General features: G+C 33.2%; 25 protein-coding genes and 1 other annotated feature. Of the genes, 2 read left to right on the top strand and 23 right to left on the bottom strand.

Annotation, left to right across the window (positions count from 1 at the left end):
- Positions 1 to 195: 195 nt before the first annotated feature.
- The 21 genes from IDG64_RS08690 to IDG64_RS08790 all read right to left on the bottom strand — a co-directional run bounded on the left by IDG64_RS08690 (position 196) and on the right by IDG64_RS08790 (position 18,971).
- Complete coding sequence (locus IDG64_RS08690; protein WP_000020302.1) at positions 196 to 804, bottom strand: class I SAM-dependent methyltransferase; 609 nt, start codon at positions 802 to 804, stop codon at positions 196 to 198.
- A gap of 174 nt (positions 805 to 978) precedes the next feature.
- Positions 979 to 1,347: a 50S ribosomal protein L7/L12 gene (rplL, locus tag IDG64_RS08695; RefSeq protein ID WP_001273586.1), complete on the bottom strand. Its 369-nt coding sequence runs from the start codon at positions 1,345 to 1,347 to the stop codon at positions 979 to 981.
- A gap of 42 nt (positions 1,348 to 1,389) precedes the next feature.
- Positions 1,390 to 1,890, bottom strand: a complete 501-nt coding sequence (gene rplJ, locus IDG64_RS08700) for a 50S ribosomal protein L10 (protein WP_001273087.1) — start codon at positions 1,888 to 1,890, stop codon at positions 1,390 to 1,392.
- A gap of 37 nt (positions 1,891 to 1,927) precedes the next feature.
- Positions 1,928 to 2,074: a sequence feature (ribosomal protein L10 leader region), on the bottom strand.
- Positions 2,075 to 2,161: 87 nt separating this feature from the next.
- On the bottom strand, positions 2,162 to 2,854 hold the full coding sequence (gene rplA / locus IDG64_RS08705; protein ID WP_001074619.1) for a 50S ribosomal protein L1: 693 nt from the start codon (positions 2,852 to 2,854) through the stop codon (positions 2,162 to 2,164).
- Positions 2,855 to 3,061: 207 nt separating this feature from the next.
- Positions 3,062 to 3,484, bottom strand: coding sequence for a 50S ribosomal protein L11 (rplK, locus tag IDG64_RS08710; protein WP_001085792.1), 423 nt, complete (start codon positions 3,482 to 3,484; stop codon positions 3,062 to 3,064).
- A gap of 180 nt (positions 3,485 to 3,664) precedes the next feature.
- On the bottom strand, positions 3,665 to 4,213 hold the full coding sequence (nusG, locus tag IDG64_RS08715; RefSeq protein ID WP_001288302.1) for a transcription termination/antitermination protein NusG: 549 nt from the start codon (positions 4,211 to 4,213) through the stop codon (positions 3,665 to 3,667).
- 12 nt (positions 4,214 to 4,225) lie between these two features.
- The gene (gene secE, locus IDG64_RS08720) at positions 4,226 to 4,408 is read right to left on the bottom strand and encodes a preprotein translocase subunit SecE (RefSeq protein ID WP_001074473.1); all 183 of its coding nucleotides are present in this window, start codon (positions 4,406 to 4,408) and stop codon (positions 4,226 to 4,228) included.
- Between the two features lie 55 nt (positions 4,409 to 4,463).
- Positions 4,464 to 4,607: a 50S ribosomal protein L33 gene (gene rpmG, locus IDG64_RS08725; protein ID WP_001788193.1), complete on the bottom strand. Its 144-nt coding sequence runs from the start codon at positions 4,605 to 4,607 to the stop codon at positions 4,464 to 4,466.
- Between the two features lie 114 nt (positions 4,608 to 4,721).
- A complete protein-coding gene (locus IDG64_RS08730; RefSeq protein WP_200626288.1) occupies positions 4,722 to 5,291 on the bottom strand; it encodes a sigma-70 family RNA polymerase sigma factor in 570 nt (189 codons plus the stop codon).
- Positions 5,292 to 5,371: 80 nt separating this feature from the next.
- Positions 5,372 to 5,896: an NYN domain-containing protein gene (locus tag IDG64_RS08735; protein WP_000664738.1), complete on the bottom strand. Its 525-nt coding sequence runs from the start codon at positions 5,894 to 5,896 to the stop codon at positions 5,372 to 5,374.
- Positions 5,896 to 6,642, bottom strand: coding sequence for a 23S rRNA (guanosine(2251)-2'-O)-methyltransferase RlmB (gene rlmB / locus IDG64_RS08740; RefSeq protein ID WP_000390329.1), 747 nt, complete (start codon positions 6,640 to 6,642; stop codon positions 5,896 to 5,898). The genes IDG64_RS08735 and rlmB overlap by 1 nt, the downstream gene beginning before the upstream one ends.
- 7 nt (positions 6,643 to 6,649) lie before the next feature.
- The gene (locus IDG64_RS08745; protein WP_000370182.1) at positions 6,650 to 7,054 is read right to left on the bottom strand and encodes a Mini-ribonuclease 3; all 405 of its coding nucleotides are present in this window, start codon (positions 7,052 to 7,054) and stop codon (positions 6,650 to 6,652) included.
- The gene (cysS, locus tag IDG64_RS08750) at positions 7,047 to 8,447 is read right to left on the bottom strand and encodes a cysteine--tRNA ligase (RefSeq protein WP_000631957.1); all 1,401 of its coding nucleotides are present in this window, start codon (positions 8,445 to 8,447) and stop codon (positions 7,047 to 7,049) included. The genes IDG64_RS08745 and cysS overlap by 8 nt, the downstream gene beginning before the upstream one ends.
- Positions 8,431 to 9,078 carry a serine O-acetyltransferase gene (gene cysE / locus IDG64_RS08755; protein WP_001805237.1) on the bottom strand — a complete coding sequence of 216 codons (648 nt, stop codon included), beginning with the start codon at positions 9,076 to 9,078 and terminating at the stop codon, positions 8,431 to 8,433. Before cysE ends, cysS begins: the two co-directional genes overlap by 17 nt.
- A 422-nt stretch (positions 9,079 to 9,500) precedes the next feature.
- The gene (gltX, locus tag IDG64_RS08760) at positions 9,501 to 10,955 is read right to left on the bottom strand and encodes a glutamate--tRNA ligase (RefSeq protein WP_001283792.1); all 1,455 of its coding nucleotides are present in this window, start codon (positions 10,953 to 10,955) and stop codon (positions 9,501 to 9,503) included.
- Between the two features lie 556 nt (positions 10,956 to 11,511).
- Positions 11,512 to 12,585: a PIN/TRAM domain-containing protein gene (locus tag IDG64_RS08765; RefSeq protein WP_001028376.1), complete on the bottom strand. Its 1,074-nt coding sequence runs from the start codon at positions 12,583 to 12,585 to the stop codon at positions 11,512 to 11,514.
- A gap of 24 nt (positions 12,586 to 12,609) precedes the next feature.
- The gene (gene radA, locus IDG64_RS08770; RefSeq protein WP_001085219.1) at positions 12,610 to 13,974 is read right to left on the bottom strand and encodes a DNA repair protein RadA; all 1,365 of its coding nucleotides are present in this window, start codon (positions 13,972 to 13,974) and stop codon (positions 12,610 to 12,612) included.
- Positions 13,975 to 14,457: 483 nt separating this feature from the next.
- Positions 14,458 to 16,914, bottom strand: a complete 2,457-nt coding sequence (locus tag IDG64_RS08775) for an ATP-dependent Clp protease ATP-binding subunit (protein WP_000897132.1) — start codon at positions 16,912 to 16,914, stop codon at positions 14,458 to 14,460.
- A gap of 13 nt (positions 16,915 to 16,927) precedes the next feature.
- The gene (locus IDG64_RS08780) at positions 16,928 to 17,935 is read right to left on the bottom strand and encodes a protein arginine kinase (RefSeq protein ID WP_000149503.1); all 1,008 of its coding nucleotides are present in this window, start codon (positions 17,933 to 17,935) and stop codon (positions 16,928 to 16,930) included.
- On the bottom strand, positions 17,925 to 18,491 hold the full coding sequence (locus IDG64_RS08785; RefSeq protein ID WP_000882069.1) for a UvrB/UvrC motif-containing protein: 567 nt from the start codon (positions 18,489 to 18,491) through the stop codon (positions 17,925 to 17,927). Before IDG64_RS08785 ends, IDG64_RS08780 begins: the two co-directional genes overlap by 11 nt.
- An 18-nt stretch (positions 18,492 to 18,509) precedes the next feature.
- Complete coding sequence (locus IDG64_RS08790; RefSeq protein ID WP_000551762.1) at positions 18,510 to 18,971, bottom strand: CtsR family transcriptional regulator; 462 nt, start codon at positions 18,969 to 18,971, stop codon at positions 18,510 to 18,512.
- Positions 18,972 to 19,128: 157 nt separating this feature from the next.
- Between IDG64_RS08790 and IDG64_RS08795 the strand changes: the two genes are divergently transcribed.
- Positions 19,129 to 20,343 (top strand): NupC/NupG family nucleoside CNT transporter, encoded by a 1,215-nt coding sequence (locus IDG64_RS08795; protein WP_000547794.1) that lies wholly within the window; start codon positions 19,129 to 19,131, stop codon positions 20,341 to 20,343.
- 207 nt (positions 20,344 to 20,550) lie between these two features.
- Here the strand turns inward: IDG64_RS08795 and pdxT are convergent, their stop codons facing one another.
- Together pdxT and pdxS are read right to left on the bottom strand one after the other, a co-directional pair.
- The gene (gene pdxT / locus IDG64_RS08800) at positions 20,551 to 21,111 is read right to left on the bottom strand and encodes a pyridoxal 5'-phosphate synthase glutaminase subunit PdxT (RefSeq protein WP_000690439.1); all 561 of its coding nucleotides are present in this window, start codon (positions 21,109 to 21,111) and stop codon (positions 20,551 to 20,553) included.
- Between the two features lie 3 nt (positions 21,112 to 21,114).
- Positions 21,115 to 22,002, bottom strand: a complete 888-nt coding sequence (gene pdxS / locus IDG64_RS08805; RefSeq protein WP_000034728.1) for a pyridoxal 5'-phosphate synthase lyase subunit PdxS — start codon at positions 22,000 to 22,002, stop codon at positions 21,115 to 21,117.
- Positions 22,003 to 22,105: 103 nt separating this feature from the next.
- Here pdxS and pdxR point away from each other — a divergent pair, with 103 nt between their 5' ends.
- On the top strand, positions 22,106 to 23,488 hold the full coding sequence (pdxR, locus tag IDG64_RS08810) for a MocR-like pyridoxine biosynthesis transcription factor PdxR (RefSeq protein WP_000799248.1): 1,383 nt from the start codon (positions 22,106 to 22,108) through the stop codon (positions 23,486 to 23,488).
- Positions 23,489 to 24,801 lie beyond the last annotated feature (1,313 nt).

The raw sequence follows: 24,801 nt of genomic DNA on the forward strand, positions 1-24,801 counted from the left end.
ATTATGTGATCCGCTTTTAGCTAAATACCATAAGCATATTAATAAAAAGACAAAAAGAAAACGGCAACACTAATGATGACACCATTTTCGATTCTATATTTATTCTTAATTAACTTATCTATTTAACGTAAAAGTACACACTTATTGAACATAAATTTTTACATTATATAACTATAACAGAATATCCATTTCATTTCAAGCTTTTATACTTCTCAGAATGTAATATCCTTTATCTTTATTTACCACTTCTACATTTCCAAAAAGTTCATTCATTCTTTTCTTTGCAGATGGCATACCTTGCTTCTTCTGAATTACAACGAATAGTTCACCGTTCGAGTCTAATCTATGTAATGCTTGCTCGAATATACGATGCACGGTTTCTTTCCCTGCTCTTATTGGTGGATTGGTTAAAATAAAATCAAAACTTTTGTCTTCCACAGCAGACAAAGCATCACTTTCCTTTACGATCGCATTATCAATACCATTTATTTTTTTGTTTTTTTCAACTAAGGCTAGCGCTCTGTGATTAACATCTAGCATTGTAATTGAATGATGTGGTGATACTTTAGCAATCATCAAACCAATTGGTCCGTAACCACAACCAACATCGGCAATTCGCTTACTTGGACCAGGTGGATGCGCTTTTAAAAAAGTTTGAACAAGAACATCTGAACCATAATCTACTTTATCTTTCGAAAACACTCCATTATCAGTTATTAAATCAATTTTATGATGGTTTAATTGATATTGAATACGTTGTTCATTGCTAATTACACTTGGATCTTCATCGTAATAATGACTCATTATTCCACCTCATCTTCACTTTGTAACTCGTCATTATAATTATAACATTTCACTCAGTCTTTAAATGAATAAAACCCCGTTATCAAAATAACGGGGTTTTAACTTCTCAAAGAATCATTATATTATAGCAATACTTGCTATAAAACTTTGATTATTAAGTTTAAGATACTTGAATTATTTTAATTCTACAGTAGCTCCAACTTCTTCTAATTGTTCTTTAAGTTTTTCAGCTTCTTCTTTAGGTAAAGCTTCTTTGATTACTTTAGGAGCTCCGTCTACTAATTCTTTAGCATCTTTTAATCCTAAACCAGTTGCTTCTTTAACAGCTTTAACAACTTTGATTTTAGATGAACCAGCTGAAGTTAACTCAACGTCAAATTCAGTTTTTTCTGCTGCAGCGTCAGCGCCACCAGCTGCACCTGCTACTGCTACTGGAGCAGCTGCAGTTACACCAAATTCTTCTTCAATTGCTTTTACTAAGTCGTTTAATTCTAATACTGACATTTCTTTAATCGCTTCAATGATTTGTTCATGATTAGCCATTTTATAATTCCTCCATTATTTTTAATTTTTTTACGCTAAAAATTATTCAGCGCTTTCTTCTTTTTGTTCTCCAATAGCTTTAACCGCATAAGCGAAGTTGCGTACAGGAGCTTGTAATACTGATAAAAGCATAGATACAAGACCATCGTGTGAAGGTAATGAACCAACAGTTTTAACTTCTTCTGCTGTAATAACATTGCCTTCCATAACGCCTGATTTAATTTCTAATGCTTCATGATCTTTAGCAAATCCAGAAATTACTTTCGCTGCAGCTACAGCATCTTCACTTGAAGTTGCAATAGCAGTAGGACCTGTTAAGAATTCATCTAAGCCTTCGATACCAGCTTTTTCAGCTGCACGACGTACCATAGTGTTTTTGTATACTTTATACTCAACACCAGCTTCACGTAATTGTGAACGTAAGTCAGTAACTTCAGCTACTGTTAATCCACGGTAGTCAACGATTACTGTTGAAACTGAATTTGATAGTACCTCAGCAATTTCATCAACTAGTTGTTTTTTAGCTTCAATGATAGCAGACATTCAGACACCTCCATTTAAATTTTTGGTGCTTTTTTTAAAATTAATAAAAAAAGCACTTTCTACCCACGGCAAAAAGTGCTTGAAAGATCATAGATCATCACGTTCAAGTCAATTTTAGCCTCGGCAGGATAAGTTTTAAGTTATAAATAACTCCTACTGTCTTAGGTAAAATAATCACAATAAGTAATATAACTTGGAAATTACTTATTGTCAATATATTTTTACAGACTGAAAGATATTTCTTTCAGCCTGTAATTGTTTATATCATTTATTATTTGAAACTTGCAGTATCAATTTTAACTCCAGGACCCATTGTTGTAGTTACAGCAACAGATTTGAAGTATGTACCTTTAGCAGATGATGGTTTAGCTTTAGCTAATACATCTTGTAAAGTATTGAAGTTTTCAATTAATTGTTCATCAGTAAATGAAACTTTACCAATTGATGCATGTACGATACCAGCTTTTTCAGCACGGTATTCTACTTTACCAGCTTTGATTTCTTCAACAGCTTTTTTAACATCCATTGTTACAGTTCCAGTTTTAGGGTTTGGCATTAAACCTTTTGGTCCTAATACACGACCTAATTTACCAACTTCACCCATCATGTCTGGTGTAGCAACTACTACATCGAAGTCGAACCAACCTTGTTGGATTTTTTGAACGTATTCTGCTTCACCTACATAGTCAGCACCTGCTGCTTCAGCTTCAGCAATTTTGTCACCTTTAGCGAATACTAATACACTTTGTGATTTACCAGTTCCGTTTGGTAATACAACTGCACCACGGATTTGTTGGTCATTTTTACGTGTATCAATTCCTAAACGGAATGCAACTTCAACAGAAGCGTCAAAGTTAGCAATACTTGTTTCTTTAGCTAATTTAATTGCTTCTTCAACACTGTAGTGCTGAGTACGGTCAACTTTACTAGCTGCTTCTTGATACTTTTTACCTTTTTTAGCCATTTATAGTTCCTCCTTTAGTGGTTTTAGCGGAATTTCCTCCCACATTACTTGCTATATGCAAGTTAAGAGCAGACAACAGAAGAATTAATCTTATGAATAAATCAATCATTAATCTAGTCATTCAGATTATATTTATAATTCATCATTATTATCTCTGTTATCTGCTTCATCGTTTAAATCATGTAATCAAATTTAATATTCGTAAAATTATTCTACAACGATACCCATACTACGTGCAGTACCTTCGATAATACGCATAGCTGCTTCTTCGTCAGCAGCGTTTAAGTCTTGCATTTTGCTGTTAGCAATTTCGCGTACTTGATCTTTAGTTACTGTAGCAACTTTAGTTTTGTTTGGTTCGCCTGAACCTTTTTCAATACCAGCTGCTTTTTTAAGTAATACTGGAGCCGGTGGAGTTTTTGTAATAAATGTAAATGAACGATCTTCATAAACACTGATTTCTACCGGAATAATTAAACCTGCTTGATCTTGAGTACGTGCATTGAACTCTTTACAGAATCCCATGATGTTCACACCTGCTTGACCTAATGCTGGACCAACTGGTGGTGCTGGATTCGCTTTACCTGCAGGAATTTGTAATTTAACAACTTTATCTACTTTTTTAGCCACGATGTGCACCTCCTTGATATCGTGATGTGGTCACAGGGCTCAGTTTTGCCCTCCCACTCTTAACATTTCGTGACGAAATGGGCGCTCTAAAAGCGCGACCACATAATTTTAACACTTTTCTAATTAAAAAATCAATACTCTTTTTTATCTTTTGGTTAGTTTAATAACTTTAATTGTTAATTAAAGCTTTTCTATTTGATCGAATTCAACTTCTACTGGTGTTTCTCGGCCAAACATATCTACTAATACTGTTAGCTTAAACTTATCTGTTTCAATTTCTTGAACTTCACCAACTTGATTCGCAAATGGACCTGATTTAATACGAACTTGCTCGCCAACTTCGAGTTCAACATCGATAGTCTTTTCTTTAAGACCCATTTGTTTTAAGATGAAGCGAACTTCTTCTGGTAACAATGGATTTGGCTTAGACCCTGCACCTGCAGAACCTACAAAACCAGTAACACCTGGTGTATTTCTTACCACATACCATGATTCATCTGTCATGATTAATTCCACTAAAACATATCCAGGGAATGTTTTTTTAACAGTCGTTTTAGCTTTGCCATCTTTTACTTGAGTTTCTTCTTCTTCCGGTATGACTACTCTAAAGATTTGTTCAGTCATATTCATAGATTCTACTCTTTTTTCTAAATTCTTTTTAACTTTATTTTCATATCCAGAATATGTATGCACTGCATACCAACGCTTTGCGCCAACTTCTTCAGACATGTCTTCACTCCTCTAACCAAATAATAAATTTTTCAATGCTGTAATTCCTAAATCTAAGGCATAGAAAAAGACTAAGAAGAATATAACAGTAGAAACTACAATTACAGTATATTTAAATAGCTCTTCTTTCGTCGGCCAACTTGTTTTTTCCATTTCAGACTTAACGCCTTTAAAGAAACTTTCTTTTTTAGCCATCTGCTCAACCTCCAAATCCTTTGAACATATTATCAAAGTATTATTTCGAATGTATTTATTTCGATTCTTTATGAATTGTGTGCGCGTTACATTTTGGACAATATTTCTTTAAGGTTAATCTTGTTGCCGAGCCTTCTTGCTTAGGAACATTATAATTTCTATTGCCACAAGCTTCACAATTTAAAGGTATTTTTCTCACAATAATTCACCTTTATTCATTATAATACCAGTATACTATACATAAAATTTATAACAAATGTCAAACCATCAGTAAGTAACACGTTCTAATTCAATTCACGTCCTAAGGCGCTTTTCAAATCGTTTTGAAATAACGTTTTATTTTATTTTTACATCGTTGTATGGCATTATAAATCACTTTCTCTTTTACATGCATCAGTTGAGCAATTTCTCTCGGCTTATATTGTTCACACATTAAATACATGACATCTTTTTCAAATGCACTCAAATACTTAAACTGACGAATCAACTCTTTAATTGCTAATTGATTCAAATAATTGTTTTCAACATCATAACGCTTTATTGCACATGGATACGTAACTCTATATTCATTAATCAAATTATCCATTCTTTTATTTGTAGCTAAATATTTTCTCAAATAATCATGCTTTACAGACGTAATTAAACATTGAACATAATTTGTGAAAGGCTGCTCTCCACTAAAATCAAATGTTTGGACCGACCTATACATCCGTATAAGTATTTCTTGATATAAGTCTTCTAAATCATAATGATTAAATCCAAATGTTTTGATGCGTCGAATAATTAATGGTTTTAGATCCATTACTAACTTTTCGAAGTCTTTATCATTTATTGCATTGTTACGTTTGATTGTACTGTCTTGAGTTGTCAAATCGTATTTCAAGTATTAAACTAACCCCTTCTATCTAAAATTTAAGGTTAGTTTAATATTGTTACATTCAAAATTTCAAGATGACGGAAATGTCATTTCTTATGATGTCCTCTTCGTATTTTTTCAAATTCTGCAAGGATTTCAGAAGATAACGGAATTCGAGTTCTTGGCTTGTTTTCACTTATATCATCTAATGATTTACTCACATCAATTTCATTTTCTTTTAAATCTCTCCACATTTCGCGAGATGATATTCTATATGCACCTGATCCAAAGATAGCATGTTGCTCACTCATATCACTTGTTACAACTGTAATATGCTTAGTATGCTTGTCATAAAGTTCATAAACATAACGTTCTATGAAACTATCAGCTGTTTCTTTTTCCTTGGTAAAAATCGTTTTAACGCCATGATACATGTATTCTCTTTCAACACCCGATTGGTCATAAGCATCGAAAACACAAATAATTTCATCTGAAATAACTGCATTATAATTTGCAATTGCATCTATTAATTGCATTCTAGCTTCTTCTAAATTCTCTTTTGCAATGGCGCTTAGCGTTGGTGATTGTCCTATCATATTGTATCCATCAATGATTAAGTAACGTTCTTTCATTATATTTCTCCAACATCATGTCTTTTTCGAAATACTTCGTACATCATTAAACTTGCTGCAACCGAAGCATTCAAACTGTTTACATGTCCAACCATTGGAATCTTAATATAAAAATCGCATTTATCACTTACTAGGCGACTCATACCCTGTCCTTCGCTACCAATTACAATAGCCAATGACATGTCCGCTTCTAGATTTCTATAATCTGTTGCATTATTAGCTTCAGTGCCAGCTACCCAAAAGCCATTATCTTTTAGTTCATCGATAGTTTTAGCTAAATTTGTCACTCGAATAACTGGTACATGTTCAATTGCACCTGTTGAGGCTTTTGCAACTGTTTGCGTTAGTGTAACTGAACGACGTTTAGGAATAATAACACCATCAACTCCCGTTGCATCGGCTGTTCTTAAAATTGATCCCAAGTTATGCGGGTCTTCTAAGCCGTCTAATATAAGTACTATCGATAAACCTTCTTTTTCTTTTTGCTGTTTTAAAAATTGATCGAAGTCAGCATATTCATATGGTGCAATAAGCGCTGCAACACCCTGATGTGGTGCATTTGCTAAAAAATCTAATTTAGATTTTGGTACAGTTTGAACAATAATTTTTTGATCTTTTGCATTTTTTAAAATTTCATTAATTTGTTGCTTTTTAATACCTTCTTGAATCAATATCTTATTTATCGGATGCCCAGTAATAATCGCTTCTCTAACAGCATGCCTACCAACAATAACCGTATCTTCCACATCGTCACTACCTTTCGTTTACTATTGTTATTATTTTATTTAATAATGCCTCTAATCGTTCTTCTCTTTTTTCTAAATAAAGAAAACCTATCACTGCTTCTATCGCTGAACTTTTACGATATGTTTGAACATCAGTGTTTTTAGCTTTAGTATGACTTTTCGCGTTACGCCCTCGCTTCAAAATATCCATTTCTTCGTCTGTAAACCATTCTTGCTCCATTAAATATTCTAACGTTTGCGCCTGACTTTTGGCAGATACATATTTTTTAGACATTTGATGTAGTTTATTAGGCTTACTTTTAAGCTTTAAAACGATATAGGTACGTACATATTGATCTAAGACTGCGTCTCCCATATATGCTAAGGTCAATGGATTCAATAATTTAATGTGATTATCTTGTTGATTATCCACGTTTAAATCTAACCCCTTGAGGTGTGTCTTCTAATATAATGTTTTGTGATTTCAGCATGTCTCGAATTTCATCTGCTCGTGCAAAATCTTTGTTTTTCCTTGCTTCATTACGCTCTTCGATTAATTTTTCAACATCTTCATCCAATAATTCATCTGCATTTTTAGATTTTAACGGTACACCTAAAACATCGCTGAAAATTTGATAAACTGCTTTAAATTTATCAATTACTTCTGTTGATGTTGTGTTCTCTAGTACATATTTATTCGCAAGTTTTGCTAAATCATACCAAGCTGTAATTGCATTAGCTGTATTAAAATCATCATTCATAACTGTTTCAAAACGATTTAAAATCGCATCAATTTGATCAATATATGTCTGTTGATTTTCAATATTAGTAGCAATTTGTGCGCGCTCTTCAATTAATTGATAACTATTGCGAATACGCTCTAGTCCACTACGTGCTGATTCTACCAATTCTAGATTATAGTTAATTGGGCTTCTATAATGTACGCTAATCATAAAGAATCTTAGTACATCTGGATCAACTTCTTTAATAATATCGTGAACTAAAATAAAGTTGCCTAGTGATTTACTCATTTTTTCATTATCAATATTAATGAAACCATTATGCATCCAATAATTAGCAAATGGCGCATGATTATGTGCTTCTGATTGTGCTATTTCATTTTCATGATGTGGAAATTGTAAATCTGAACCACCCGCATGTATATCAATTGTAGGTCCTAGCTCATGAAATGCCATTACAGAACATTCTATATGCCATCCTGGTCTACCTTCACCAAATGGGCTATCCCAACTAATCTCGCCAGGCTTCGCTTTTTTCCACAATGTAAAATCAAGTGCATCTTCTTTATGCTCTCCTGCATCTATACGAGCACCCACTTTTAAGTCATCTATGGATTGATGACTTAATTTACCATAACCTTCAAATTTACGTGTTCTAAAGTAAACATCGCCACCACTTTCATATGCATAACCTTGATCCACCAAATCTTTAATAAATTGAATAATGTCATCCATATGGTCCATTACCCTTGGATTTGAAGTCGCTTTTCTAACATTTAACGCACCAACATCTTCATGAAAAGCTGCGATATATTTTTCTGCAATTTCGGGAACAGACTGATTTAATTCTTGAGAACGTTTAATTAATTTATCATCTACGTCTGTAAAATTTGATACATATTCTACATTATATCCTTGGTATTCAAAGTAACGTCTCACTACGTCATAATTAATTGCTGGTCTTGCGTTACCAATATGAATGTAGTTATATACAGTAGGACCACATACATACATTTTTATTTTTCCTGGTTCTATAGGCTTGAACACTTCTTTTTGACGTGTAAGCGTATTATATAATGTAATCATCTTGAATCTCTCCATTCCTAGTCTTTTCAAGTTGTCGTTCTAAATGCTTAATTTGTTCATAAATTGGATCAGGTAGATGGCGATGATCAAATGTTTTTCCAACTCGAACACCATCTTGCTTAACAATATGTCCTGGTATACCAACAACCGTTGAATAGCTTGGAACTGATTGTAAAACAACTGAATTTGCACCAATATTTACATTTGAATTTATTTTAATATTTCCTAAAACTTTCGCACCCGCTGCTATTAAAACATTGTCTCCTATATCTGGGTGTCTTTTCCCTCTTTCTTTCCCTGTCCCACCAAGTGTCACGCCTTGATAGATTGTCACATTATCACCAATTGTACATGTTTCTCCTATTACAACGCCCATACCATGATCTATAAATAGACGCTTTCCAATTTTAGCACCTGGATGGATTTCTATACCTGTGAAAAATCTTGAAATTTGAGATATCGCGCGTGCTGCAACATATTTTTTTTGGTTGTATAACTTATGTGCAATCAAATGACTCCAAACTGCATGTAAACCTGCATACGTTGTAATGACTTCTAATGTTGAACGTGCCGCTGGATCCTGCTCAAATACCATTTTTATATCGTCTCTCATTCTTTTTAACAAGATCATTTCCTCCTCAATGATTGAACTACGTAAATACATAATTGAAGTACCTGCGAAATTAAATATCAAAAAAGCACCACTAACATACAAATTGTATTGTTAGAGGCGCTTCCGCACGGTTCCACTCTGAATTTAGCGAATAACATTAATAATATTGCGGGCGCTTCCAAATTATCAAGGAAACTAAGTCAACTTAATGCTCATCACTCTCATTATATATTTAATTCATTTTACGAAGGTGCATTCATTAATTTCTACGTTGTACTCACAGCAACCGTACACTCTCTGCATCGTATAAATTTAATTACTAATCCTTCGTTTTATATAAAATACTTTATTCATATTGTTGTAATTTGTTAATACAACTTTATCATATGTGGTTACGTTATAAAATTCAAGTATATACTACCTTGATCTTGTCTATTTCATTACTTATATTGTTTTAAACGGTTTAGCACTTTTTCTTTACCAAGTACTTCAATTGTATTTGGTAATTCAGGACCATGCATTTGGCCTGTTACAGCAACACGAATAGGCATAAATAATTGCTTGCCTTTTATTCCTGTTTCTTTTTGAACTTCTTTAATTGTCTTTTTAATTTCAGCCGCTTCAAATGGTTCAAGTGCTTCTAATTTACTGAATAAGTGCGTCATTAACTCTGGTACTTGCTCTCCATTAATCACTTGTTGTTCTTCTTCACCAAGAGCTGGCATTTCTTTAAAGAACATTTCTGATAAAGGTACAATTTCACCGGCATAACTCATTTCTTTTTGATAAAGCGCAATTAATTTGCGTCCCCAAGATAAATCCTCTTCTGACGGCACCTCAGGAATCAAATTTGCTTTAATTAAATGAGGTAATGCTAATTGGAATACTGTTTCAGTATCTTTTTGTTTCATATATTGGTTATTAACCCATGCTAATTTTTGCTTATCGAAAAATGCTGGTGATTTTGACAAACGCTTTTCATCAAAGATTTTGATAAATTCTTCTTTAGAAAAGATTTCTTCTTCACCTTCAGGAGACCAACCTAATAACGCAATAAAATTAAATAACGCTTCAGGTAAATAACCTAAGTCACGATATTGCTCAATAAATTGTAAAATTTGCCCATCACGTTTACTTAACTTTTTACGTTCTTCATTAACAATTAATGACATATGACCAAAACGAGGTGGCTCCCAGCCAAATGCTTCATAAATCATAATTTGTTTAGGCGTGTTTGAAATATGATCATCACCACGAATTACATCTGAAATTTGCATGTAATGATCATCTATAGCTACTGCAAAATTGTACGTTGGAATGCCATCTTTTTTTACGATAACCCAGTCACCAATACCATTTGAATCAAATGAAATATTTCCTTTTACCATATCATCAAATGAATACGTTTGGTTTTGAGGTACTCGGAAACGAATTGATGGTTGGCGTCCTTCTGCTTCAAATTGTTGACGTTGTTCTTCAGTCAAATGCGCATGTTGTCCACCATAGCGAGGCATTTCACCACGAGCGATTTGTGCTTCACGTTCAGCTTCTAATTCTTCTTCTGTCATATAGCATTTATATGCTTTATCTTCTGCTAGTAACTGATCTATTAATGGTTGGTAGATATGTTGACGTTCAGATTGACGATATGGTCCGTAGCCATTGTCTTTATCTACAGACTCATCCCAATCTAATCCTAACCATTTAAGATTATCAAATTGTGATGTTTCTCCATCTTCTAAATTACGTTTTTTATCAGTATCTTCAATTCGAATCACAAAATCTCCGTTGTAATGTTTAGCATACAAGTAATTGAATAATGCTGTTCTTGCATTACCAATATGAAGATAACCAGTTGGACTTGGTGCATATCTTACTCTTATACGATCGCTCATTTTTTTCACTCCTAAATTAAATATCAGATTTTCAAGTTAGTTCATATAAATTGTTCATTTGCTATCTTCGACCGTCATAACAAATGTCTAACTCGTCTTATTGTTAAAACGAAACAATGCTTTTTAACATGACCTTAAAATAATTTCATTGTTTAATCATAACATAATTCCCTGGGTAATATGCTTAAATTTTAAATAGAAAGCAGTTGTTTTTTCAACACTTTAAAAAAGCTATCCCTAAGAATCAAGACTGCACTACATAAACATTTCAACGACTTAAAAATGAATATTATGTACTGTGAAATTAAACTTCAAATTAACTATTCAAATACGTTAAAATTGATTCTAATTTTGTATGTCTTGATTGCTATAAGAATAACTTTATTAATATCTAAAATTTAACACTTAATGAACTTGTTTCAATGATATATTAGCACTATTTGCATTTTTTGATAACTGATATGTTTTGCATTTATTTATAGTTATACTTCAAATTACAAACTTCGCCATTTCATATACCTTTTAATATCTATTTTGTTTTCGTCAACTACAGTTTTTATAATGATACTGTATCTTCGATTTTTTTAGCAAAAACAATTCTTCCTGAAGATGTTTGCAATAAGCTGACTACTTCTAAATTGACATGACTGCCAATAAGATTTTTAGCATTATCAACAACCACCATCGTACCATCATCTAGATATCCTACTGCCTGACCAGGCTCCTTACCCATTTTTGTCAGTAAAATATGCAGTTGATCACCTTGATGTACATTAGGTTTGATTGCTTCTGATAAATCATTAACATTTAATGCTTTAATACCATGTACATGACAAACTTTATTTAGGTTGAAATCTGTCGTTATAATACTTGCATGATATTGTTTTGCTAGTTTTAATAACATCGTATCAATATCACTATGTGTTTTAGTTGGATGTATAACCTTTGTAGGATAGTCTAAATCATACAATTCATTTAAAATATCTAAGCCTCTTTTACCCTTTTCACGTTTAACACTGTCATTTGAATCTGCAACAATTTGTAATTCATTAATAACACCTTGTGGAATTAAAATATTGCCATCGATAAAACCGCAACGAATGACTTCTAAAATACGACCATCAATAATTGCGCTTGTGTCGATAATTTTTGGCGTAGCACTTTTAGTATGTTGTGACATGGAACGCGCTATATTCTCAGGTAAAAACATTAACATTTCATCTCGTTTTTTAAGGCCAAATTGGAAACCGAAATAACATAGTAATATCGTAATTATGACAGGAATGAAATGATTAAAAATAGAGTTACCAATTGATTCTAATATAAACGACACCATAACAGAAATAAGTAATCCGATTATTAAACCTATTGTTGCGAATAGTATTTCAACAGCACTTCTACGCATAATAAAATGTTCTAAACCTTTTATAGCGTTAGTAACTCGTCTAATAAATACACCAAAAATTAAGAACATAAAAATACTACCGATAATGCCATCTACATAGTGATTTTTTAAAAAGCTGGAGTTTTGTAATCCAAGATCATTTGCAATTTCAGGAATAATAATTATTCCTAATGCGCTCCCAATAATTAAGTAAATAATAATAACCATTAGTTTAACGATATTCACACAATGTCCTCCTTTCTTGATGTTTTATGAATGAAGAGCAAATGACAATGCTTCATGTACAGTAGTTACACCTATTACTTGTATACCTTCAGGATATGTCCATCCGCCTATATTATTTTTAGGAATAATTACACGTTTGAAACCTAGTTTTGCAGCCTCTTGCACGCGTTGTTCTATCCGAGATACACGACGTACCTCACCCGTTAAACCAACTTCTCCAATATAGCAATCTAATCCGTCGACAGCTTTATCTTTAAAGCTAGATGCAGTTGCTACAATTACACTTAAATCAACTGCTGGCTCCGTTAACTTTACACCGCCAGCTACTTTGATATAAGCATCTTGTTGTTGTAATAGATAATTTTCTTTCTTTTCCAAAACAGCCATCAACAAACTTAATCGATTATGATCAATCCCTGTTGCCATTCGTCTCGGATTGTTAAAAGTCGTTGGAGTTACCAGCGCTTGAACTTCTATTAAAAGTGGTCTGGTTCCCTCCATGGTTGCAACAATTGTTGAACCTGGAACATTTGTTGAACGTTCTTCTAAAAACATTTCAGATGGATTATTTACACCTTTTAATCCACTTTGCTTCATTTCGAAGATTCCCATTTCATTCGTTGAACCAAAACGGTTTTTAACAGCTCGCAAAATTCGATATGCGTGGTGTTCATCGCCTTCAAAATAAAGCACAGTATCAACCATGTGTTCTAGCAATCTTGGGCCAGCAATTTGACCTTCTTTCGTTACATGACCCACTATAAAAGTTGCAATGTTCATTTGTTTAGCAATATTCATTAAACTTTGTGTACTTTCACGAACTTGTGAAACAGAACCTGGCGCAGAGCTGATTTCAGGATGATATATTGTTTGAATCGAATCCACTACTAATAAATCAGGTTGTTCTTCTTTTACTGTTTGATAAATAACTTCAAGATCTGTTTCAGCTAATACTTGCAATTCACTTGAATCTTCATCTAATCGCTCTGCACGTAATTTAGTCTGACTAAGCGATTCTTCTCCAGTAATATATAGTACTTTTTTCTTTTGAGATAACGATGCACAAATTTGTAAAAGTAACGTTGACTTACCAATACCTGGATCCCCACCAATAAGTACTAACGATCCGCTCACAATACCTCCACCTAATACACGGTTGAATTCTGCTGAATCTGTTAACACTCTCGGCGTTGTTTCATGTTTAATACTATTTAATTTTTGTACTTTACCTGCTAATTCCTTGGTTTTAACTCCATGTTTAGGATTGGCTGCTTTTTCAACAATTTCCTCCATTTGATTCCAAGCGCCACAATTAGGACATTTCCCCATCCATTTAGGAGATTGATAACCACAAGCCATACATTCAAAAATCACTTTTTTCTTGGCCAAAATTGCACCTCCACTTTCCTTTGAACAAATCTATTTTAAACGCACATTCCCATTATGACAAATTAAATGTGAGTTACATTTGTTTGTATTTTAACATGACTACTAACGCAAACTGTTTTACCAGATTTATTTTTTATGAATATTATAAAATAAACTTACATCATGTTGATAGTCGGTATCTTTCAAAGATAAAATCTTAATAATTTCTTAGTAAACTCTTTTCTCTAGATTTATCACAATATTATATAGACCTATTTTATTTTGACGTAAGTTGCTAGTATCTTCAAACAAAAAACCTTTATAAAAATTCATACCTTTATGCTATCGCTGTAGGCTCATTAACTTGTTACATATAATTCTTAACTATCCTTTGATGATTGTTTTATAGATTGTTTCGTTGATGGATACTTTCACGAATTTCTATAGTTCAATGCTACTAAAAAAACAGCCCAAAACTTTAATTTGTTTTGGACTGTTTTATAATTATGCTTGCGATGGTGTTTTAGTTTCTGAAGTTTGTTCAGCAATGTCATATTTAAACTCTTTACCATCATGATCTACTGTAACTTTCTTACCTTCAATTTGATTACCATCTAATATTAATTCACTTAAATTATCTTCGATAGTTTTTTGTATCGCTCTAATTAATGGTCTTGCACCATATTCTGGATCATATCCTTCTTCTGCGATTTTGTCTTTCGCTTTATCAGTAACAATAATATTTATGTTTTGTTCAGATAATCGATTTGTTAATTTATTAACCATCATTGTTACAATTTCTTTTAATTCTTCTTTTGTTAGTTTATGGAATACAATGATATCATCTACACGGTTTAAAAATTCTGGACGGAATGAATTTTTTAATTCTTTTAACATCGTTTTTCGAATTGTTTCATAATCTTGTCCATCACTTGAACCACCGAATCCAGCAAATCGTTGATCTTGTAATTCTTGTGCCCCAACGTTTGATGTCATTATGATAATTGTATTTCTGAAATCAACTGTACGTCCTTTTGTATCTGTCAAATGTCCATCATCTAAAACTTGTAATAGAATATTAAATACATCTGGATGAGCTTTTTCAATTTCATCAAATAAAATTACAGAATATGGTTTACGTCTAACTTTTTCAGTTAATTGTCCACCATCATCATGACCAACATATCCTGGAGGAGCACCAACTAATCGGCTCACTGCGTGTTTTTCCATAAATTCACTCATGTCTACACGGATCATCGCATCATCATCGCCAAACATTGATTCAGCTAAAGCTCTAGCTAATTCAGTTTTACCAACACCAGTTGGTCCAAGGAAGATAAAGCTACCAATTGGTCGTTTAGGATCTTTTAACCCTGCACGGGCACGTCTAACCGCTTTACTGATTGAATTAACAGCATCTTTTTGCCCAATAACTCTCTCATGTAATGTATCTTCTAGACTTAGAAGTTTTTCAGATTCTGTTTCATTGATTTTAGTTAATGGGATACCTGTCCATCCTGCAATAACTTCAGCAATATCTTCTTCTGACAATGAAGTTGACATGCCATTTTGTGCATTCTTCCATTCATTTTTAGCTTCTTCATATTGCTTTTCAAGTTTTGTTTGTTTATCACGCAGGTTAGCAGCATTTTCAAACTCTTGAGCATGTACTGCAGCATCTTTTTCATTTTTAACTTTTTCAATTTCTTGTTCAATTTCTTTTAAATTATTAGGTGTCGTATGACTCTTAAGTCTTACTTTAGAACTTGCTTCATCAATTAAATCAATTGCTTTATCTGGTAAGAAACGATCTGAAACGTATCTGTTACTTAATTTAACAGCTGCTTCAATAGCTTCGTCTGAAATATTAATACGATGGTGTGCTTCGTAACGATCTCTTAATCCTTTTAAAATAGCAACTGTATCTACTACTGAAGGTTCATCAACTTGTACAGGTTGGAAACGACGTTCTAAAGCCGCGTCTTTTTCAATATTTTTGCGATATTCATCTAATGTAGTAGCACCAATACATTGTAATTCACCACGTGCTAATGCCGGTTTCAAAATATTCGAAGCATCGATAGCACCTTCAGCACCACCAGCACCAACTAAAGTATGCAACTCATCAATAAATAGGATGACATTACCTGCTTGTTGGATTTCTTCCATAACCTTTTTCAGACGCTCTTCAAATTCACCACGATATTTAGTACCTGCAACTACTGTTCCCATATCTAAAGACATAACACGCTTATCTTTTAATGTCTCTGGTACCTCATTATTCACTATGGCTTGCGCTAAACCTTCAGCAATAGCAGTTTTACCAACACCTGGCTCTCCAATAAGTACAGGATTGTTTTTCGTACGTCTACTTAATACTTCAATTACACGTGTAATTTCTTTATCACGTCCTATAACAGGATCTAATGTACCGTCTTTGGCAATGACTGTTAAGTCACGAGCTAAACTATCTAAAGTTGGAGTATTATTTGACTTACTAGCTTGTGCATTTTTATTACTCATTTCAGGGTTTCCTAAAGCTTTCACAACTTGTGCACGTGCTTTAGTAATATTTAAATCTAGATTTGCAAAAACTCTTGCTGCAACACCTTCATTTTCACGAATCAAGCCTAATAAAATATGTTCCGTTCCAACAAAATTGTGATGTAATTTTCTAGCTTCATCCATCGATAATTCAATAACTTTTTTAGCTCTAGGTGTATAATGCAATGTACCAACATGATCTTGACCATGTCCGATTAATTTTTCAACTTCTTCAATTACTTTATCTTCAGTGATATTAAAACTTTCTAATACTTTTGCAGCAATTCCTTCAGGTTCTTTCATTAATCCCAATAATAGGTGTTCTGTTCCTATATTTGAATGATTTAAACGAATTGCTTCTTCTTGTGCATGTGCTAATACGCGCTGTGCACGCTCAGTTAATCTACCAAATAACATAAATAATGACCTCCTACTTTATATGTTCTCTTAGTATATCTGCTCGTTTTTCTTTTACAGATTTGTCATCTTCTTCATCTAATAAAAATGGTGACTGTATAGCTACCATCAATTCATTAAATTTAAAGTTTTGTAATTCAATGTAATTTAAATCTATACCAAGTTTAACTTCGCTTAATCTATAAGAAGCCTCTTCCATAGTTATCATTCTACAGTTTTGTAAAATACCTAGCGAGCGAAAAACACGGTCTTGTGTTTCTAATTGATTATAAGTGTCTAACTTTTGTCGTATTTGTTTTTCTTCATGAATGATTTGATTAACAACTTCTGTTAATGTTTCTATGATTTCTAACTCAGATTTACCAAGTGTAAGTTGGTTGGATACTTGATAAGTATGTCCATAAACTTGCGAACCTTCACCGTAAATACCTCTGATTGTATATCCAAAACGATTAATGGTTTGAGCAATCCGTGTCATTCTTTTCATAATAGATAGACCTGGTAAATGTAGCATCACGCTTGCTCTCATACCAGTACCTATATTGGTAGGACATGTAGTTAAATAACCAAGTTGTTCATCATAACTTATATCAAGGCTTCGATCTAATTCATCATCAATTGATGAAGCTTGATTATATAAAGCCTGTAATGTCGTGTCAGTTCCCATAGCTTGAATACGAATATGGTCCTCTTCATTTATCATGACACTTAAAGATTCATCATCATTCACTAATACTGCGGCTGCTGGTTGTTTTATTAGTTCAGGACTAATCAAATGCTTTGCAACCATTTTCATTTTACTTTGTTGATCCATTTGATCAAGACGCATTAATTCAAAATTTGGCAAGGCATCTTGTACCTCATTTATAACTCTAAATCCATCATTTTCAGTAGCATACATTAGTGGATGCACATGATTTTCTAAATTACGCGCTAACCGAATTCTAGAAGACATAACAATTGGTGTTTCTTCATTACTTTTCATCCATTGGCTGATATTATCATGAATATTATGCGTCATCATGTTGCACCTCACTCTCAGCTTTTAGTGCTTTAATTTCATCTCTAACAATGGCTGCTTCCTCAAAATCTTGGATTTCAATAAGTTTTTTCAAATATTCATTCTTTTCTTCGATTTTTCGCTTTAAAGCTATCTTTTTATGTGAAGAATGTGGTGTCTTTCCAACGTGCTCAAATTGTCCACCTTGAACTCTGCGGACGATATCAATGATGTCATCTTTAAATGTTGCATAACAATTAGCACACCCAAATTTACCAACATGTGCAATATCTTTCAAAGTCATATGACATGATGGGCAACGTTTTTCTTCTTTAAACGCTACTTCTTGAAAATTAATGCCATGTTTCGTAGCTAAATGTTGTAAAATTTGCTTAACAACAAATGCTTCTTCGAAATTATCTTGATGTTCTTGATATTCAGGCTGTTCATTAGCTTGATTCCACGGATGGTGCCCCTCAGCACAAGTTTGACACACCATTTTTTCTTCTGTTTTATTTTTACTTGTAACTTTAACTTTTAATTCCGCTTCATTAAGTTGACAATTTTCACAAAGCACTTCAACACCTCATTTCATTTAGTAATAATTTATAACTGGTAACAAACGTTTTAAAATATTTGCTCTAATAATATCTCTAGAAACCATATCCATTGATAGCGTTTCTCTATCAATAACTGCTTGAATCATTTTAGCTTCACGTTCATTTATTAACATTTTATCTAAAAGCCCATCAATAATATAATAAGCTTGTTGTTGAGAAATAGAAGGTCCAATCAGCTGAAGCAAATGATTAATATAACCTGTTGCATCTTTATTTTCAATTTTAGTGATTCGGATGTAACCACCACCACCACGTTTACTTTCGATTTCATAACCATGTTCATTAGTGAATCGTGTTTTGATTACATAATTTAATTGTGATGGTACGCAATCAAAACGCTGTGCGATATTCGCTCTCTGAATTTCAACGACATCTTCATTCGACTCTTCAAATAAACGTTTGATGTATTGTTCTATGATGTCAGACATATTGTGCATGTATATCACCCCTTTTTGACCTTCTTTGACTATATTATATGACCTATTTTGACCTTTTTCAATTAATTTGTTTTTATATTTTCAAAAATTTATGATGTTAGCCCTTCCATTTTATTGTATGATAGATTGTAGAAAAAACTAAAGGAATGAGAAATATATGCATATTCTAATTGGGATTATCGGAATTATCTTCTTTTTAGCACTTGCGTTTCTATTTAGCTCAGACAGGAAAAATATTCGCTGGAAATATGTAGGAATTTTACTTGCAATTCAGCTTATCTTTGCATTTATCTTGCTTAAAACTACAATGGGAATCAAGGTTATTGGTGGTATTTCAAACGGTTTTAACTACTTATTATTAAAAGCAGCAGATGGTGTTAACTTTGTATTCGGTGGTATTCAATATATCGATCCTAAGCAACCACCATTCTTCTTCAGTGTATTATTACCTATCGTATTTATTTCAGCGATTATCGGTATCCTTCAATACACAAAGATTTTACCTTTAATCATTAATGTTTTAGGATTCTTAATTTCTAAAATTAATGGTATGGGACGTTTAGAATCATACAATGCAGTTGCTGCAGCAATTTTGGGACAATCTGAAGTATTTATTTCAATTAAAAAACAATTACCATACATACCTAAGCAACGTTTATACACATTAACAGCTTCAGCAATGTCGACTGTTTCTGCTTCAATTATCGGTGCATACTTTACCTTAATTGAACCTAAATATGTTGTAACGGCTGTTGTCTTAAACTTATTTGGTGGTTTCATCATCGCTTCAATTATTAACCCTTATAAAGTTAATGAAGAAGATGACAAATTATTAGTTGAAGAAACTGAAGAAAGACAACAATCATTCTTCGAAATGCTAGGAGAATATATTTTAGATGGATTTAAAGTAGCTGTCATTGTAGGCGCAATGTTAATCGGATACATTGCCATTATCGCTCTATTAAATGGAATTGTAAGCAATATCTTTAGTACAGTTTCAGGTGGCGCTATTTCTTGGGATTTCCAAACATTAATTGGTTTTGTCTTTGCACCATTTGCATTCTTAGTCGGTGTGCCATGGCAAGATGCAGTTCAAGCCGGTTCAGTTATGGCGACAAAACTATTATCTAACGAATTTGTAGCAATGCAAGCACTTGGTAAACTTAGTGATTTATCTGAACACGCAAAAGGTGTTACATCTGTATTCTTAGTATCATTTGCTAACTTTAGCTCTATCGGTATTATTTCAGGTGCGATTAAATCACTTAATGACAAAAAAGGAGATACAGTTGCCCGCTTTGGTTTGAAATTATTATTCGGTGCAACACTAGTATCTTTCATTTCAGCTGCAATCGCTGGATTCTTTATTTAACAAATACATCAACATCGAATTAACCCCTTCAAAATTTTGACTATTCTCAGTCTCTTTGAAGGGGTTTTTTCTTATGTATATCTTTATTTTTTATCATTTTTTATTTTGAAATAAAAAACAACTCCTCCAAAGCTAAGTTTGAAGGAGATATTGTCTTCTCAACAAATCTATAAATATCAATAATTCGTTGTTTTAGCATACATTAAGCTATGCTTTTTTTACAATATGATTAATAAAGTAATCAGTTACTCTATAGTCATCTGTTAATTCAGGATGGAATGATACGCCTAAATATTTACCTTGCTGGACGGCTACAATTTTCTCATTAACCTTACATAGGATATCTACGCCTTGGCCTACTTTTTCAATATGTGGCGCTCTTATAAACACACCTTCAATATCTGTAGCGATACCTTTAATATCTAATTCTGTTTCAAAGCTGTCAACTTGTCTACCGAATGAGTTTCGTTGTACAGTAATATTCAACTTGTTAAGGTATCCTTCTTCACCAACTATATCTTGCGCTAGAACTATTAATCCTGCGCATGTACCAAACATAGGTAAAGTTGAATTTTGTAAAGCCTCTTTAAATCCATATAAATTCATTAATCGACGTAACGTTGTAGACTCGCCACCAGGTAATATTAAGCCCTCGATTTCTTCTAATTGTTCAACTTTTTTAACTGCAATACCTTCATGACCACTTAATTCAATATGTCTAATATGTTCACGTACTGCACCTTGTAATGCTAATACACCTATTTTCATATCTTACCAACCACGCTCTTGCATACGTTCTTCTAATGATAATTGATTGATATCTAAACCTTTCATAGCAGTGCCAAGTTCACTTGCTAATCTTCCAATTAGTTCATAGTCTTGGTAATGTGTTGTTGCTTGAACAATTGCTTTAGCAAATTTTTCTGGATCTTCTGATTTAAAAATACCTGATCCAACGAATACACCGTCGGCACCTAATTCCATCATTAAAGCAGCATCTTGAGGAGTCGCAACGCCACCAGCTGCAAAGTTAACTACCGGTAAACGACCATTGTCTTTAATTTGTTTTAAAATTTCATAAGGCGCACCGATATCTTTCGCAAAAGTCATAATCTCATCATCATTCATTACAGTCAAACGACTAACTTCTGAATTAACTTGTCTCATATGTCTTACAGCTTCAACAATATTACCTGTACCTGGTTCACCTTTAGTACGTAACATAGCAGCACCTTCACCAATTCTACGCGCAGCTTCACCTAAATTACGACATCCACATACAAATGGTACTGTAAATTGGTCTTTTCTTAAGTGATATTCCTCATCTGCTGGTGTTAACACTTCTGATTCATCAATATAGTCAACACCCATCGCCTCTAATACTCTTGCTTCAGTGATATGACCAATACGTGCTTTAGCCATGACTGGAATAGAAACAGCATTCATTACTTCTTCTACAATTTTAGGGTTTGCCATACGTGCAACGCCACCAGCAGCTCTAATATCAGAAGGTACTCGTTCTAATGCCATAACTGCTACCGCGCCAGCTTCTTCTGCAATTCTTGCTTGCTCAGCATTAACGACATCCATAATAACGCCGCCTTTTTGCATTTCAGCCATACCTCTTTTGACTCTGTCTGATCCAATAATTTTACTCATTATACATAAAACCCCTTTTCAAGTTGATTAAATACATTGTAATGTATAAACTGATATTTAAAAAGGTACAAAATAAGATAAATTTAGGAGGTCAGTTATAAAATTGAAAAACACTTTATACCATCAACTTTATGAAAAATTAAAAAAACAAATAATTGAAGGTCAATTTAAAGAAGGCGATAAATTTTATTCTAAAAGACAATTAAGCAAACATTTATCTATCAGCCAAACAACCGTAGAGCATGCATATCAACTTCTATTAGACGAAGGTTACATTTATTCAAGACCTCGCTCTGGATATTTTGTGTCCGAAATTGAATCTTTAACAATTTTAAACAATCAACCTATCCCCTCTCTTTTTGATGATGATTCATATAAACCAAAAGCGAGTGATGAAGCTTATGATTATGCTTTTAATTTGGATGAAATAGATACGAAACATTTCCCGATAGAACTTTTCAGAAAGTATTCCAAAGATCTTTATGATACAAATCATTTAAATCAATTACGTAGAGGACATTTTCAAGGAGAATTACATTTAAGATTTCAACTGGCATTTTATTTATTTACTAATCGTGGTGTAATTTGTGATCCTAATCAAATTATAATTGGCTCATCTACCGAACAATTAGTAAATCAATTAGTCGATTTACTTTATACTTCAACATTTATTATCGAAAAACCTAGTTATCCACCAATCAAAAATATTTTAGATAAAAAACAAGTTGAATATGAACAAATTGAAGTTGAAGATAATGGAATAAACGTAGATGAAGTTATTAAATCACAAAAAAATATAGTATATATAACGCCTTCCCATCAATTTCCAACTGGATATGTGATGGACTTAAAAAAGCGAACTCAATTAATACAATGGGCTCAAGAAAAAGAAGAACGATTTATTATAGAAGATGATTATGATTCCGAGTTTAGATATTTCGGCAAACCCATTCCAGCAATTCAAGGTCTATATTCAAGAGGAGAAAAAGTGATTTATATCAGTACATTTTCAAAGTCTATTTTTCCTAGCTGTCGAGTTGCATATATGGTGTTACCCTATTCTATAATGAAAAAATATCATTCTCAAAATCACATTGAAGGCAACACTGTACCTGTTCATATGCAAAACCTTATTGCAACGTTTATATCTTCCGGTGGTTTTGAAAGGCATTTAAATAAAATGAGACGAATTTATCGTAGAAAACTAACCTATATTTTAAAAAGATTGAAACCTTACAAAGAGCAGCTTGATATTCAAGGTGCTGAAACGGGTATGCATTTTACAATTACAGTAAAAAATGGATTAACATTACAAGAGTGTCTTGATAGAGCAAACAAAGTAAAGTTAAAATTACAAGTTTATAATTTTGATGATGATCAAGACTATAAGAAAACCCCTAAATTTATATTAGGCTTTGGCGGTATAGACGATGATGCTTTAAAACCGCATGTAGACGCTCTAATAAAATCATTAATTATAAAGTAACACTTCTTTGATAAAAGTTAGTGTTACTTATGCAATAGCTTGTCTATTGTATAATAATTAATTTCCTTTTTGTATTTCAATAAAGTATATAAAAGAGCAGTAAGATTATTTTCAATTAGATACCGTCTTACTGCTCTTCTCTATTTATACAATATTTTGTTTTCGATGATATCATTTTAAATTTATATAAACACAAAATTAAAGTTGTACATACTTAGACAATCGAAAGTGTACATTATTAAATTATCATTTCCAGTTCTACTCTAGCGGAACGTAAGTTGGCTACCATCCTCGCTAAGAACCTTTCTTGACTTGTGACAATCGCTTGCTTCTTTCCTCTCCTTCGGCTCTCACTTACTCATTTAGCTCTACTAAACTCGTTGCGTTCTTTTCTCGTTTCGTCAGATTCAAACGTTTTCACTTCGCCAAGCCATTTTTCTTTGTGTTTGCTTTTTATTTTGACGTTTTAGACATAAAAAAAAGAGACCTCACGGTCTCAATGCGGCTCATCGCATCCATTTTTGCCTGGCAACGTTCTACTCTAGCGGAACGTAAGTTGGCTACCATCCTCGCTAAGAACCTTTCTTGACTTGTGACAATCGCTTGCTTCTTTCCTCTTCTTCGGCTCTCGCTTACTCATTTAGCTCTACTAAACTCGTTGCGCTCTTTTCTCGTTTCGTCAGATTCAAACGTTTTCACTTCGTCAAGCCATTTTCTTTGTGTTAACTTTTATTTTGACGTTTTAGACATAAAAAAAGAGACCTCACGGTCTCAATGCGGCTCATCGCATCCATTTTTGCCTGGCAACGTTCTACTCTAGCGGAACGTAAGTTGGCTACCATCCTCGCTAAGAACCTTTCTTGACTTGTGACAATCGCTTGCTTCTTTCCTCTCCTTCGGCTCTCACTTACTCATTTAGCTCTACTAAACTCGTTGCGTTCTTTTCTCGTTTCGTCAGATTCAAACGTTTTCACTTCGCCAAGCCATTTTTCTTTGTGTTTGCTTTTTATTTTGACGTTTTAGACATAAAAAAAAGAGACCTTGCGGTCTCAATGCGGCTCATCGCATCCATTTTTTGCCTGGCAACGTTCTACTCTAGCGGAACGTAAGTTGGCTACCATCCTCGCTAAGAACCTTTCTTGACTTGTGACAATCGCTTGCTTCTTTCCTCTCCTTCGGCTCTCACTTACTCATTTAGCTCTACTAAACTCGTTGCGTTCTTTTCTCGTTTCGTCAGATTCAAACGTTTTCACTTCGCCAAGCCATTTTTCTTTGTGTTTGCTTTTTATTTTGACGTTTTAGACATAAAAAAA

The organism is Staphylococcus sp. EG-SA-15 (assembly GCF_017151895.1).
GTDB classification, from domain to species: Bacteria; Bacillota; Bacilli; order Staphylococcales; family Staphylococcaceae; genus Staphylococcus; species Staphylococcus aureus.

What these genes read in the sequence shown, in the direction of transcription:
- IDG64_RS08690 (WP_000020302.1), bottom strand. Translation starts at nt 804, where the DNA reads ATGAGTCATTATTACGATGAAGATCCAAGTGTAATTAGCAATGAACAA.
- pdxS (WP_000034728.1), bottom strand. Translation starts at nt 22,002, where the DNA reads ATGAGTAAAATTATTGGATCAGACAGAGTCAAAAGAGGTATGGCTGAA.
- IDG64_RS08790 (WP_000551762.1), bottom strand. Translation starts at nt 18,971, where the DNA reads ATGCACAATATGTCTGACATCATAGAACAATACATCAAACGTTTATTT.
- gltX (WP_001283792.1), bottom strand. Translation starts at nt 10,955, where the DNA reads ATGAGCGATCGTATAAGAGTAAGATATGCACCAAGTCCAACTGGTTAT.
- cysS (WP_000631957.1), bottom strand. Translation starts at nt 8,447, where the DNA reads ATGATTACATTATATAATACGCTTACACGTCAAAAAGAAGTGTTCAAG.
- rplA (WP_001074619.1), bottom strand. Translation starts at nt 2,854, where the DNA reads ATGGCTAAAAAAGGTAAAAAGTATCAAGAAGCAGCTAGTAAAGTTGAC.
- nusG (WP_001288302.1), bottom strand. Translation starts at nt 4,213, where the DNA reads ATGTCTGAAGAAGTTGGCGCAAAGCGTTGGTATGCAGTGCATACATAT.
- rplJ (WP_001273087.1), bottom strand. Translation starts at nt 1,890, where the DNA reads ATGTCTGCTATCATTGAAGCTAAAAAACAACTAGTTGATGAAATTGCT.
- IDG64_RS08780 (WP_000149503.1), bottom strand. Translation starts at nt 17,935, where the DNA reads ATGACGCATAATATTCATGATAATATCAGCCAATGGATGAAAAGTAAT.
- cysE (WP_001805237.1), bottom strand. Translation starts at nt 9,078, where the DNA reads ATGATCTTGTTAAAAAGAATGAGAGACGATATAAAAATGGTATTTGAG.
- IDG64_RS08735 (WP_000664738.1), bottom strand. Translation starts at nt 5,896, where the DNA reads ATGAAAGAACGTTACTTAATCATTGATGGATACAATATGATAGGACAA.
- secE (WP_001074473.1), bottom strand. Translation starts at nt 4,408, where the DNA reads ATGGCTAAAAAAGAAAGTTTCTTTAAAGGCGTTAAGTCTGAAATGGAA.
- IDG64_RS08775 (WP_000897132.1), bottom strand. Translation starts at nt 16,914, where the DNA reads ATGTTATTTGGTAGATTAACTGAGCGTGCACAGCGCGTATTAGCACAT.
- rplL (WP_001273586.1), bottom strand. Translation starts at nt 1,347, where the DNA reads ATGGCTAATCATGAACAAATCATTGAAGCGATTAAAGAAATGTCAGTA.
- IDG64_RS08795 (WP_000547794.1), top strand. Translation starts at nt 19,129, where the DNA reads ATGCATATTCTAATTGGGATTATCGGAATTATCTTCTTTTTAGCACTT.
- pdxT (WP_000690439.1), bottom strand. Translation starts at nt 21,111, where the DNA reads ATGAAAATAGGTGTATTAGCATTACAAGGTGCAGTACGTGAACATATT.